The organism is Bacteroides muris (ex Fokt et al. 2023), assembly GCF_024704895.1.
GTDB classification, from domain to species: domain Bacteria; phylum Bacteroidota; class Bacteroidia; order Bacteroidales; family Bacteroidaceae; genus Bacteroides; species Bacteroides muris.
Genome location: NZ_JAMZEE010000008.1, coordinates 1 through 13875 on the forward strand (window position 1 = coordinate 1; position 13875 = coordinate 13875).

The following is a 13875-nucleotide window of genomic DNA, read 5'->3' on the forward strand; positions in this document are numbered from 1 at the left end:
CGTTTTAGTCAAAACAAGACGATAACAGACTAACAATAAGATACTATCTGACTGAATTCCAAGTTCCGTTTGAACTTAGCAAACAAATAGGAAAACAAGAGATAATATAAAGTTATGAACCTTTAAAAAGAGAAAATGCCTATGGAAAAAGAAACAATCCTGCAAGTTGAATAGTCTCACTATTCGGCCCTTATTACCCTTACCCTAAATTTAAGAAGTATTTAATTAACAACAAATCATCAATCATTTATGAATGAAGATCACAAAAAACGAGGACTAACACATAGCAAACTCCTCACAGCAGTGGCAATCAGCTCACTGTTATTAAGTAGCGGCAACGTGATGGCTGCACAAGCCAATCCTGATAAATCGCTTGGCGTAACAGAACAATTACAAACTATCACCGCTACCGGTCTGGTGGTAGACGCAGCCGGTGAACCGGTTATCGGCGCCAGTGTAGTGGAGAAAGGTACTACCAATGGTATTGTAACCGACATCGACGGCAAATTCACATTAAGCGTAAAACAAGGAGCAGTACTTCGTATTTCGTTCGTAGGTTACCAGACCCAAGATATAAAGGCAGACAAGAACATGAAAGTAGTCTTAATGGAAGACGCAGAAATGTTGTCCGAAGTAGTTGTTGTAGGTTACGGTGCACAGAAGAAAACCAACCTAACAGGTGCCGTAGCTACAGTTGATGTAGGGAAGGCTCTGGATAGCCGACCGATCTCAGACGTAGGCCGTGGGTTACAAGGTACTACCCCGGGGTTGACAATCACTATCCCAACCGGCGAAGTTGGCACAGACCCCAACATTAAGATTCGTGGCGCAATAGCCTCATTGGAAGGCAATTCCAAACCGCTTATTTTAATGGACAATGTGGAAATACCCAGTATCAGCTTAGTAAACCCCGATGATATCGAATCAATATCCGTATTAAAAGATGCAGCAGCATCTTCGATCTACGGTTCAAAAGCTGCATTCGGTGTTATCCTAATTACGACTAAAAAAGGTGCCAAGACGGATAAAGTAACCATTAATTACTCCGGAAACGTAGCTTTCCAAACTATAGCCAAAGACAGCAATGTCGGTGGCATTAGTGGTATGGAGTATATCATGGATGCAGCAGAACGTGCTGGCGGCACAGTGGCCGGCGCCTTTTTCTACATTACCCGTGAAGGCATTGAACGGTCTAAAGAGTGGGAAAAGCTTTATGGCGGCAAAGTGGGCAAGAACGATCCTACTGTCTATGGACGTGACTGGTATCTTGATGCCAACAACCGAAAAATCGGTGTACGTCATTACGACCCATACGATTACTTGGTCAAAGACGTAGCTGTAGCCCAGACCCATAATGTCTCTGTGAATGGGAAAAGCGGGAAGACGACTTTCAATATCGGCTTGGGATACTTGGATCAAGACGGTATGAACAAAGCCGCCAAAGAAGACAACTTCAAACGTTACAACGCTTCTATCAACCTGACTACCGAATTCAATAAATGGATTACCTTGAAAGCCGGTGCCATCTACTCAAAACGCGAAAAGAGCTACCCTTACAATGCTACCGGTGTATTCGACCCTTGGTACTATTGCTATCGTTGGAGTGACATCTACCCAATGGGAACAGATGAAAACGGCAACGAGCTTCGTAGCCCGGCCTCTGAATTCAGCCAGGCCAATACCGCCAAGATGACCCGCAACTATACCAATATCAATATGGGACTTCATCTGAATATCTTGAAAGGATGGACTGCTGATTTTGATTATTCGCATGCTAACCAAGAATATATCTGGTTACGTCCCGGTACCCGTTTCACAGCAGCCGACACTTGGGGTGGCGCAACACCACGCTTGGATGCCAATGGCAATCGAGTAACTGTAAACTACTACGGTCAGGATATGCCTGCCTACGATTTAGTCATGAGTACTTATACTGGCGTAGGCTCTGGAGTCGATCAATTGGATCGTTACACCGAAAATTCCATGCGCAACACCATTAATGCCTATACTACCTATGAATTGAACTTAATGAAAGACCACAATATGAAATTCATGCTTGGTATGAACCGCGTAACTTACGATATGGAATACAGCCAAGCCCGTAGAAAACAAGTCAATGACGTGGAGAATCCTCAATTCAACTTTGCCACCGGAGAACAATATGTTTGGGGTGACAAGGATTGGAACGCCCAGTTGGGATATTTTGGTCGCTTCAACTACGACTATGCGGGTAGATACCTATTGGAGGCCAACCTACGTTATGACGGTACCTCTGTCTTTGGTGCAGACCAACGTTGGCGTTGGTATCCTTCATTCTCCGCAGGATGGCGTGTAAGTGAAGAGGCTTTTATGCAATCCATTAAAGAAGCCGTATCGGCTCTGAAGCTACGTGCATCCTGGGGTAAAATCGGCGACCAGTCCGTGCCTAACTCACTGTATGTTTCCACTATTTCTTCTGGTTCTACAGTTAGCTGGATTGGCGGAGACGGCAACTTACTCAACTATGTAGGGACTCCCACTTCAGTTGCCCGTGACATCACTTGGCAAGACATCTCCACATTCGATATTGGATTGGATGCCCGCTTCCTGAATGGAGAACTTGGTTTTACGTTCGACTGGTTCCGCCGCAAGACAGAAAACATGATTGTCCCCAATCAAGATTTAACCTTTACTTATGGAACATCTTCATTGAAAGGAAACTATGGCAACCTGCATACCGACGGATGGGAAATAGGCCTCGACTACAGCCATCAGTTCAAAAACGGTTTGCGCATCACAGCCAATGCCACTTTGAGCGACTTCAAGACTATCATCGACAACTACGGTAATGTGACCGGCCTAGACAGCAATTACAAAGGCAAACGTTATGGAGACATCTGGGGTTACAAAGTAGAACGCCTCTATCAGAAGGACGATTTCGTTTATGATGCCGACGGCAATTTCGTAAAAGAGAAAGTAACAACTGGCAAGGGCGCAGGAGTTGAAATCAATAAACTGAAAGACCCGAATGCCCACAACCAAGCTTATTTGCAGTCAGGCAGCCTTGTCTTCGGTCCTGGTGACGTGATGTACAAAGACCTTGACGGTGACGGTGAAATCACATCGGGCAGTAACACCATTGACGACCACGGCGATAAAGTAGTGATCGGTAACTCTACTCCGAGGTATCAATACAGTTTCCGCGTGGGAGCAGACTGGAAGGGCTTTGACCTTTCACTCTTCTTCCAAGGTGTAGGAAAATGCGATATGTGGGGTTCTTCTTCACTGACATTGGCAGGCTTCAACACCGGTGACGGTGCCATCGCCAAACGATTCAGCACCGACTACTGGAGAGAAGACCGCACAGATGCCTTCTACCCACGCGCTGTCAACATGGGCAATGGAACCAACTCATTCAACATGTGTTATTCTGACCGTTACTTGCTGAACATGGCTTACCTGCGTCTGAAGAATATCACCGTAGGTTATACATTACCTCAATATCTGACCAAGAAAGCTCTTATCCAAAAAGCACGCATATATGCTTCTTGCGAAAATCTATTCACTTGGGATCACTTGGACGGCACCCCTGTCGACCCCGAAGCCGCAGTACTGAAGACCGCAGATTATGAATACCTGACCAACAGCAGTACAAGCAACTATGCCGGTGGTCGTGTAGGTATCGGTACTCCTGCTTTCCGTACAATATCAATCGGTGTTCAATTAACCTTCTAAATTTTGGAAACAATGAAAAAATATATTATAGCAGCATTTTCCATCGCATGTCTGGGTCTATCTTCTTGTACCGATGTGCTGGACAGACCAAGCGAAACGAAATATACCGACGACACTTATTGGACAAGTGAAGACCAATATCGTCTCTACTTCAACTACTATTATCCTTACTACTTTACAGGATACAACAGCAGTTATGGCACTAACTTCACTCCCGTAAGAGGCTATACATTCAGTGACGACTTTGCCAATTCTGCCAAACAAACCAGTTTCACGGCTGTTGTCCCGGGAGACAATGGCAAGTACGATTTGGACACATGGGCCGGAGCCGAGTATGGAGGCCGTCAATGGGACTTTGCATGGGTACGAAAGACAAACATTGCTATTGACCGCCTGGAGTCACATAAAGCCAATCTCTCCGAAGAAGCTTACAATCATTGGATGGGCATCGCCCGCTTTTTCCGCGCTTACGAATATTATCGTCTTGTAATGACTTTCGGTGATGTGCCTTATTGGGATGCTCCAGTAGATGAAACCGACCTGGCTTCCATGTACAAAGACCGCGATTCGCGCAGTACTGTGACAGATGCAATCTACAACGATTTGAAGTATGCACTGGAGAATGTACGTACAAACGACGGCACCATGAACATCAACCGCTACGTAGTAGCCGCTGTCGCTTCCAACATCATGCTGTTCGAAGGAACCTGGCAGCACTACCATAAAGGCAATGCGCTCGAAGCCAGCTCCAAGCTGAGTGATGAGAATGCAAAGAAATACCTGCAATTTTGTATAGAGGCATCCGAGATTGTCATGAACAGCAACAAGTGGTCTTGCACGAAAGACTTCCGCTCCATCTTTGGCAGCAACAGCCTTGCCGGTCATCCGGAAGTTATTTTCTACCGCAGCTATGAGGCCGGTAAAGTGACCCACTGCTTGGGTTCCTACTCCAACGGTGAGGAGACATTAAGTTCCAATGCAAATCTGGCACTGCTCCGGTCATTCATCTGCACCGATGGCAAACCTTATCAGGTATCCGACATTGCAAATGCCAAGAGCTTTGCAATGAAAGACTTGGCAAAAACCCGTGACCCGCGCTTAGAAGCCACTTTCTTGAACTTCTCCTGGAAGAACTCTTTTACCTATATTTATCAAGACAAGTTCATCAGCCGTGAAGGAGCTACTTATTATGCTGACAACGCCAACCGCCCCGATGAGTTCAAAAGCAACGTCAACGTCAACGCAGCTCCTTGCCTCCGTCTTTCAGAGGTTTTGCTGAACTGGATTGAAGCGAAAGCAGTCATGGCCGAATTCTTAGGTGGCGCAGCTGTTACCCAAGCCGATATAGACAAGTCTATCAATGCTATCCGCAACCGTCCGTTGGACGAGACTGCCATTGCCAACGGTGTACAGAAAACCGCCCCGTTACAGATTGCTTCCATCGCCAATGACCCGGCACGCGATGCTGATGTCAGCGCCCTGATGTGGGAAATCCGTCGTGAACGTCGCATGGAATTTATCTTCGAGACACAACGTTTGAATGATATACGCCGCTGGTTCAAGTTGGACTACATGGACAATGAAAAGTATCCTGAAACCATGTTGGGTGCATGGGTTGATCTGCCAAATGAGTTCCCCGAACAGCTGGACGAAGCAAACAAAGATGCCGGCAAGTCTGTCATGAAAGAAGACGGAACGGTAGTTGTGTGGAATGGCAGTAACCAAGCAGACATGGTGGGCTATGCAATTCCTATCAACGCTGCTGCAAGAAATGATTTTTCGGCCAAGAACTATCTTTCTCCAGTCGGTTCCAGTATCATTGCAAGCTACAAGAACAAGGGTTTCACACTGACTCAGACTGGTGGCTGGCAATAAGTGAAAATTGTGTAAGAGTTGTATAGCGCAGCAGTACAGCTCTTATTCAAAACCTCCGTGAAAATTTTCCACCACATCTCTCTACTCTTGTAGAAATACGAAATACAACATTAAATACCCATTCATTTTTTTGCTTTTAGAAAAATGAATGGGTACATTTGTTCTACCACCATCCCTCAATCAATATTAATCATGAAAAAGAAGAACATATTTTTCGTACTACTAATCTGCCTCATCAGTAGTAGTTGCAACAAAGAAGAACAAACAGACGAGTTACAAGATAAGGATTTCTATTCTGATGTCACAACACGTGCTTCCTACATAAGCGGTACTATTACGGGCGAAATGAACCCCTATGTTGGTGATGGTTACTATACTTATGATTTAAGTATTCCTATACAAAAACAAGCTGTAGGTATAAGAATTTCAGCAGTCGGTGGAGAAGCACGATTCAAAACAAACTACCAAGAACGATTCGAGAGCACATGGGTAACCCAAATTCCTGCAGGAAAAAAACATTTTCCAATAAATGTATTATGGACTAAAGCAGGTAGTAATTCTACCTTGATGGTACGTCCTGAAAAAAGTACAATCGAACTTACCGCAGATTTAAGAAACATCAATGTCAAAATGAAACCTATGCCAATCAATGCCCCTTCAACATTTGAATTGGGAGATACGATAACACTTTGGTGCAATTATCCCATAAACAAAGATACGGACATAAAGTGGACTTACGATAAAAATCTATTCGCTGAAATCTCTCAAAGTGCATCTGCTACAACAGTAGTAAAAGTTTCAGTATAAAAGACCAACCCTCCGGTTCAAGTGTACAATGGCGTACTACTGGAGGAACAAGCCCACAAAACTACATAGGAGATATTTATACTTGTAAAAACATTTGTTCTACCATTACAATGCCCAGATTATACGCAACTATAGTCTTACCCTCTGGATTCACAATAGAAAAAGAAAGCTATCTCAGACTTTTCAATCCAAATGCTTCTTTTGAAAAAGGGAATTTAGTTCCAGACCAAATCGATGCTGTCAATGCAAATATCACTGTAAGTTTAATGGGATATCCAAATTGGGCCACTAATTTTACTTGGTCATCGACAAACGTCTCTGAAATTTGCATACAAGGGCAATCATGGACATGTATTTCTTACAACTCTTTTGAAGTATGGGATAATGAAGTAGAGATTAAAGCTGCATATCAATCACCTTGTGGGGACTGGTATGAAGTCAGTGAAATGTTCCCAATCGTTCATTAATGATAATACTATAACATATCGCCCTCACAAGCGAAAAAGCCCCCATCCATTTGCTCGTTACACAAAAGAAGCTTATATTTGCTTACCTAAAAAACAAACAGCTATCATGGTACAGCAAGACATACGATGGATACAGCGTTTTTCCAACTACCGCAAGGCTTTAGCCAAATTAAGCCAAGCCATGGCAATCATGTCCGAACAATTAGCGTTCAACGATGGAGTGGACGAATTATTGCAGGAAGGCATGATACAGCGTTTTGAATATACCCACGAACTGGCCTGGAAAGTGATGAAGGACTATGCAGAATATCAGGGGTATACCGACATCCGCGGCTCCCGTGATGCCATACGCAAAGCCCTTGAAATGGGATTGATTGATGACAAGCAATGGATGGAGACTATAGAAGCCCGAAATCTGACATCGCACAATTATGACAACGATGTAGTCTCTGAAATCTATGAAAACATCACAAACTTCTATTTCCCCCTATTCTGCAGATTTGAAGAGAAAATGCAATCCTTGAATACACCATCCTTATTCGATTGAGCTATGTACGGATTGACCGACAATGAACTGGAAAAGCTATGCAATCTCTTCCGGAAACATGAAGAAATAGAGCAGGCTGTTTTGTACGGCTCACGAGCCAAAGGAAATTTCAAGCCTTTTTCCGACATAGACATCACGCTGATGGGAGACAGACTTACGTATAATACTTTAAGCAGCCTTTCCGATGAAATAGACGACCTGCTTTTGCCTTACAGCGTAGACCTTTCCATCTATGGCAAATTAAAGAATGCCGACCTTTTGGAACATATACACCGTATGGGAATACCCATATTCAGCCGCCCATCAAACTAAACTAAATTTCACACATCCACCCTCACCACCCTCACCTTTCGCACGCATCGCCCTATTCATCGGCATTCAAGAGGTGGGTGAGAGCAAATTTAAAAAGTGAGGGCAAAATTTGCCCTCACCACAAGATTTCTTCGTTCAAAATCCTAAGTCACTCATTCCTACCGTAATATCCTGAAACGGGTACATAAATCGGTTGTAGCATTGTTCCCTCATTCTTCAACTTTCCTTCGGTGCGCAGCCGACGGATATGCCGCATGGCAGTAGTACGCATCATGCCGCAAACGCTCTGAAAGTCATTCCGTGTCATAAAAGGGCGAGTGGCGAAATAGTTGGTCAGGCGACGGTCTATCTCCTCATCCGTCAGTTTAGCCGAATGCTCGTTTGCCTTCAAAGCCTTTGCCTTGATGGTACCAATTTCATTTTTCAGTTTCTGGTCGGCACGAAATTTCACACCCGCCATCTTCACCTTCGTCAACTTACGCTTGGTAGCAGCCACTACCGGTTCAATCGTGGTGAGCGACACGCGAAAGTAGCCGATGCCGTCGAGATGCACCTGCCTTCCTTCGGCAAGTTCCCTGCCCATGACGTGCGACACAGCATCGAGCACAGCCGTCACATCGGTTTCTGTCAATGAGCAACGTGCCTGGATGTCCCGCCGCAATTCATCGGTAGACCTGCTCCCATTCAGGCGGAGACGGGGATGAAGGATTTTATCTTCCGGAGATTTGTCGTACGAGTCCGGATTCTCGTACCAATCAAACAAAATAGCCATAGTTCAAACTGCGTTAAAGGGTTACATTATACGATAAAGCACTTCACGGAACACGTGCGAAGTACGTACGCAGTCTGTTGAAGTACAAAGGTTATATCACAGCCCAGCCCGTGAGCAGAACCATTCACTGTAGTGAGCTGCTCCGTTCACTAATATGAACAAGAAAGACCACTTTAGTGGACTGTTCATAAACTCTGGTGTAAAAGTAGACAAAACTATGGGGATAAGCAAAGAAACGAACACCTTTTATAAAAGAAACGTATAGACATTCCACCCCAAAAAAGAAGCCAATCGGAAAATAATCCTTGAAAAGCTTGTATTCACCCCTTTCCCGGCGTATCTTTACAAGAATATTACATACGCGATAAAGAATGAAAATCACACTGATCAGAGAGGAACGCGAAAGCGGAAAAGAGGCCGTCAGCACACAAGAAACGGACATGTTGATGGAAAAGCTGAAAACCGAGAACAAGACCGGATACATTACGGAGCTGCGTAGCATCATCCCGCATTTGAAAGGGACCGACGCCCGGTATGAACACATAGACAAGCTGCCACGCATCTATCCTGCCGTGGAAATGACCCGCACCAAAGCAGGAGAACACCGAATAAAGACCTACAACGGGCTGGTACTACTGGAAGTAAACAACCTTGCCGGGGCTGCCGAGGCCGAACTGGTGAAACAACAAGCCGCCCTACTGCCGCAAACCTTTGCCGCCTTCTGTGGCTCCAGCGGACGAAGCGCCAAAATATGGGTACGCTTCACCCTGCCCGACGGAGGGCTTCCAAAGAATGAAGACGATATCGCCTTATTCCACGCCCACGCCTACCGCCTGGCAGTGAAGTGCTACCAACCCCTTCTCCCTTTCCCCATCACCCTCCAGGCTCCTTCACTCCTACAAAGCTGCCGGATGACCGTGGACGAACAGCCCTATTATAGCCCCACTGCCGTGGCCTTCTGCCTGGAACAGCCCTGCGCCCTGCCCTCGGAAGACAACTACCGCCAACGGAAACAGCAGGAAAGCAATCCGTTGCTGAGAATGACTCCCGGCTACGAAGTGGCGGACACATGCAACCTGCTCTTCGAGGCCGCCCTCGACCGCGCCTTCCGCGATTTGGACAACTGGCGACGGGGCGACGACCTGCGCCCGTTGCTGTCCCGCCTTGCCGAACATTGCTTCAAAGCCGGCATTCCTGAAGAAGAAGCGGTGCGCCAGACACTGATGCACTACTACCGGGAGGCAGACGAACCTCTTGTACGCCTGACGCTGCACAACCTCTACGGAGAGCTGAAAGGCTTCGGCACCTGCAGCAGCCTGAACAAAGACCAGGAAACGGCTTTCCGGCTGGAAGAGTTCATGAACCGCCGCTACGAGTTCCGCTACAACACCGTGCTGGGCGACCTGGAATACCGGCAGCGCGACTCCATTCATTTCTACTTCAAGCCTGCCGACCAGCGCGTACGCAGCAGCATCGCCATGAATGCGCTGAAAGAGGGGATACGCGTGTGGGACCGCGACATCACCCGCTTCCTCGCTTCGGACTACGTGCCGCTGTACAATCCCATCGAAGAATATCTTTACAACACCGGACGCTGGGACGGCAAAGACCGCATCCGCGCACTCGCCGACCTCGTGCCCTGCCACAACCCGCACTGGCGGGAACTGTTCTACCGGTGGTTTCTCAGCATGGTGGCACACTGGAGGGGCATCGACAAGCAGCACGGCAACAACACCTCGCCCCTGCTCGTAGGTCTACAAGGTTACCGCAAAAGCACCTTATTTGACTTTTCAAAGTTATACCTTGCTTAAAATAAAGAAATACAGTATATTACGAAATATATCGTATGCTTTCATTTTGATTCTTCTGTAATCCAGAATACTGTTGTATATGTGAAACTTAAAATTTTATAGCTATGAAAAAATTAATAAAGAAACCTATTGTTAACAGAGAAATAATGCGAAACTATTTCTCTACTATCGGGCTTATCCCTACGGTGAAGTCTAAAAGATGATGTTAATAATTTAAGTGTTCAGAACTGAAAAAAGCGATATTTGGTATTGTGCCAAGTATCGCTTTTTTGTTGCCTTAATTATCTGTTTTTGGGATAGAATCTCATAATTCATATTTTACGCTAGTTTTTATAATGATTTTTGCTATATTTGAAGATGGTAATGTGTTATTTAAAGCTTTATGTTTATGAGAATCCGAATATTGCATTTTATATTATTTAGCTGTCTTGTTATTGGTTGCACTAGTAAATCTTCCAAAAAGGGAATGGTAAACTTTGACAGTATTCAAATAGTAAAGCCGATTGCAGAAACTATTGATGTACCGAATGCAGAAACTATTCATGTGAATTATGAAACACCAGTGTCTATTAAATATGTGCCAGTGGTAGAAGAGGAAAAAACAGATATTTATCAAATAGCAACAGATATACCGCCAGAGTTTCCCAAAGGGAATAAAGCAGTGTTAGATTTTATCTATGATAATCTGCAATATCCAAGTGAAGCATTGGAAAAGAAAATACAAGGAAAAGTTGTAATACAAGTTGTTATAGATGAAAGCGGTTCAATAACACAACCTAAAATACTAAAAAGTATATCACCCTCTTTAGATAAAGAAGCATTACGGATTGTCTCAATTATGCCTAAATGGAAAGCTGGAAAACTAAATGGAGTACCCGTTAAAGTTAAGATGGCATTTCCAGTAATATTTAAACTACCTAATGACGATAATGTTTTAAAAACAGATAGTGTTATTAAATCAATAGAAGAATGAATATGCAGTATAGCTTATTATAAAATTTTGAATATATGAAATTTAATATTATACATATTATCATTTGCATTTTTGTATTTGTAGGATGCACACAGCAAACAGTAAATAATTCAGTTGAATGTTTTACTATCAAAGAATCCGGTTCAAGTCTTGTATATTGTAGTGACACATTAAAATCAAAAATCCAGATGGAAATAATAAAAGGACATTATACTGTAGAAACTAAAGAAGTTTTTGCTATTGTATCAAATCCGAAACATCTTTCTTTGGGCTATGATTCAGCTTGGAACTTGGAAAAATGGGAAAATAGCCAATGGATAATACTTGACAAGAAAAAACATACTAATTATTTTGCAGAATTGCCTTTTCTTGCTGCTTACTACTATTGTTTTAGTTTTCCTATTGAATATTATCCTATAACAAAAGGTAAGTATCGTATAACTAAATCCTTATGGGATAAGGATAGAGAAATTAAGTTAAATGCCATGTTTGAAATCAACTGAATAGAATAGATATAATAAAAGCCAACTTATCCGTTGTTTGAAGTGCATACTTCAAATGGGTAGGTTGGCTTTTTGCATTAGTTATAGTTTCACTAGACTATTCCCATTTGAAAGTATAAATTGTGGTTTCCGTCCTTGTATCATCAATGTCTAAGCGTTTGTAGGTAGATACCTCAGTACAGCTTTCCACATATCCCTCTTTATCAAATGTATAGGTATATTGTTCTGTTTCTTCGTTGTATTCATCTTTACTATATACTTTGTCTGGAAGCTGGTTGCATCTCATTCCTGCCAATTCGGGATGTGCTTCTAATAACGGACGCAAATCATCCACACTCCATACCATTATCGGGAGATAGCCTTTACAAGTTTTTCCGCTATAAGACAATTCGTGAATATCTTCATCGCTAAAGCTCCATGCCATTTTAGTTAATTTTTCACCTTGCCATGTGTAAGACAGATAGTCCTCTTCGTCATATTGCAATTTTACTAGCTGATTGTTTGCATTATAAGTAAAGTCTGTATTATCTAAATCTCCTCCGTCACTATCAGAAGTATGTGTTATCAATCCATTTTCTAATGTATATGTGATTGCCTCTCCATTTCTGCTTTCAATGATTTTGTTTGCTCCCCAAGTGACTGTATAAGTACTGGTGTGTGTACTACCATCGTATCGTTCTGTGTTTGTAGCTGATACTAGCTTACCATTGCTATCGTAGGAATATTCAGTAATAGATACCTCATCTTCGTATGTCATTCTTAATTCAACAAGTTGTTTTTGATTGGTAATCACACCATCATCATTTTTACTAGGTTCATCATCATCACTGCAAGAAGTGAAATTCATGCTCATTACTACGGCTAATAAAGCCATTCCAATTAATCTAAAAGTTTTCATTTCTGTTTGATATTTAAGTTATTAATTATGTTGATTAAATCACTGGATATTATTTATAGCGTCTAAGTATTCTGCTTCTTAATCTAATATCAATTATCATAGCAATGATACTAAAAAGTAATATTGAAGAACAGAATGTAAAAAGCATATCTATAAAACTTCTAAGGCTATGTGTTGGAGGATAATAAATAATAAACAGAACTGTATATATCACGAATATACTCCCTGCAATTATGCCGAATTTTAAGTAATAGTTACAACTCTTCAAAATTTCCTCTTCTCGTTCTTCCTCTTTTCTTCGTCTTTTCTGGTCTATCTGAAATTCTCTTCTTTCTTTTTGTTTGGTTTCTTGTTGTTTCAACAAGATTCTTTTTTCTTGCTGCCTTTCTTCTATACTTCTACGCTCTTTGTTCTCAAAATAGGCGGTAAGCTCTTTTAGTGATTTTGGATGAAAGAAGTTGCTTTGATTTTCTTCTATCATAAAGACAAACCTCTCTGTTCCATCTTGTTGCAAGGCAAATATAACATCATCCTTGAATGATGGATGAAGCATATAAGATTGTTCTTTGAAAGAAATTACTAAGGAATTGTTCGCAGAAATATATTGCCACGTAGCATTTATAACACTACCATTTACAGAGGTAATTAGAGAGCCGTTTTCTTGAAAGATATATAACTCCTTATCTCCAGAATCATTAAATATCAACCAAGACTTATTACATAGAATAGTCTTAACATCCAGATTTTTACTGAATCTGTTGTATCTGTTAGGAATATCCAATAAGTAGGCTTTCATCTTGTTTAAATCCATGCTTCCCAGTTTCCAGATAGAAGCGGATAAAAATAAGGCGTGGAAACTTTAACTTATTATTCCACTTAGGCTCTGGACTGCCCTGACTGTATAATAAGCAAAGTCCACGCCTAATGATATGATATTCCTATAGCTAGGATATAAAATACCATAGACGCAGACGCTTCTTGCTCATTATCCACAGTCAAGAATTGTCCAGATTCAAGTGAAGGATAACTTTGCTAAACGCCCTTTTAATAAAATATGTCCTTCCAGTGTCTTAACACATTAAGACCTCTGAAATTGCTGCAAAGTTAATGAAAGGTTTTGAATAGCTAAAGATAAAACACTGATAAATGCAGTTCCAAGTGTTCCAAAACATATCTGTAGTAAGTAATTAGCTAGT

Annotated in this window: 11 protein-coding genes and 1 pseudogene; 9 read left to right on the top strand and 3 right to left on the bottom strand. The window is 42.5% G+C overall.

From position 1 onward, the window contains the following. Nucleotides 1-249: 249 nt before the first annotated feature. The 6 genes from M1B78_RS04745 (at nt 250) to M1B78_RS04770 (ending at nt 7722) form a co-directional block, all read left to right on the top strand. On the top strand, nt 250-3714 hold the full coding sequence (locus M1B78_RS04745) for a SusC/RagA family TonB-linked outer membrane protein (RefSeq protein ID WP_257940034.1): 3465 nt from the start codon (nt 250-252) through the stop codon (nt 3712-3714). A gap of 12 nt (nt 3715-3726) precedes the next feature. Beyond that, nucleotides 3727-5589, top strand: a complete 1863-nt coding sequence (locus M1B78_RS04750; RefSeq protein ID WP_257940035.1) for a RagB/SusD family nutrient uptake outer membrane protein — start codon at nt 3727-3729, stop codon at nt 5587-5589. A gap of 192 nt (nt 5590-5781) precedes the next feature. Further along, entirely contained in the window at nt 5782-6396 is a 615-nt protein-coding gene (locus M1B78_RS04755) for a hypothetical protein (RefSeq protein ID WP_257940036.1), read from the top strand. 110 nt (nt 6397-6506) lie between these two features. Beyond that, nucleotides 6507-6863: a hypothetical protein gene (locus M1B78_RS04760; protein WP_257940037.1), complete on the top strand. Its 357-nt coding sequence runs from the start codon at nt 6507-6509 to the stop codon at nt 6861-6863. 106 nt (nt 6864-6969) lie between these two features. Continuing rightward, the gene (locus M1B78_RS04765) at nt 6970-7410 is read left to right on the top strand and encodes a nucleotidyltransferase substrate binding protein (RefSeq protein WP_008662800.1); all 441 of its coding nucleotides are present in this window, start codon (nt 6970-6972) and stop codon (nt 7408-7410) included. Between the two features lie 3 nt (nt 7411-7413). Next, on the top strand, nt 7414-7722 hold the full coding sequence (locus tag M1B78_RS04770; RefSeq protein ID WP_005824948.1) for a nucleotidyltransferase domain-containing protein: 309 nt from the start codon (nt 7414-7416) through the stop codon (nt 7720-7722). Between the two features lie 148 nt (nt 7723-7870). On the opposite strand, the gene M1B78_RS04775 is transcribed toward M1B78_RS04770, so the two are convergent. Beyond that, the gene (locus M1B78_RS04775) at nt 7871-8494 is read right to left on the bottom strand and encodes an HU family DNA-binding protein (RefSeq protein WP_257940038.1); all 624 of its coding nucleotides are present in this window, start codon (nt 8492-8494) and stop codon (nt 7871-7873) included. Between the two features lie 371 nt (nt 8495-8865). Here M1B78_RS04775 and M1B78_RS04780 point away from each other — a divergent pair. The 3 genes and pseudogenes from M1B78_RS04780 to M1B78_RS04790 all read left to right on the top strand — a co-directional run. Beyond that, a pseudogene (locus M1B78_RS04780) lies at nt 8866-10272 on the top strand (BT4734/BF3469 family protein); the annotation flags it as partial. A 499-nt stretch (nt 10273-10771) separates the two neighbouring features. Continuing rightward, nucleotides 10772-11278, top strand: coding sequence for an energy transducer TonB (locus M1B78_RS04785; RefSeq protein WP_257940039.1), 507 nt, complete (start codon nt 10772-10774; stop codon nt 11276-11278). A 188-nt stretch (nt 11279-11466) separates the two neighbouring features. Then, entirely contained in the window at nt 11467-11781 is a 315-nt protein-coding gene (locus tag M1B78_RS04790) for an immunoglobulin-like domain-containing protein (protein WP_257940040.1), read from the top strand. 97 nt (nt 11782-11878) lie between these two features. Here M1B78_RS04790 and M1B78_RS04795 read toward each other — a convergent pair whose 3' ends face one another. Together M1B78_RS04795 and M1B78_RS04800 are read right to left on the bottom strand one after the other, a co-directional pair. After that, nucleotides 11879-12679 carry a DUF4595 domain-containing protein gene (locus M1B78_RS04795; RefSeq protein WP_257940041.1) on the bottom strand — a complete coding sequence of 267 codons (801 nt, stop codon included), beginning with the start codon at nt 12677-12679 and terminating at the stop codon, nt 11879-11881. 49 nt (nt 12680-12728) lie between these two features. Next, a complete protein-coding gene (locus M1B78_RS04800; RefSeq protein ID WP_257940042.1) occupies nt 12729-13475 on the bottom strand; it encodes a hypothetical protein in 747 nt (248 codons plus the stop codon). Nucleotides 13476-13875: the final 400 nt, after the last annotated feature.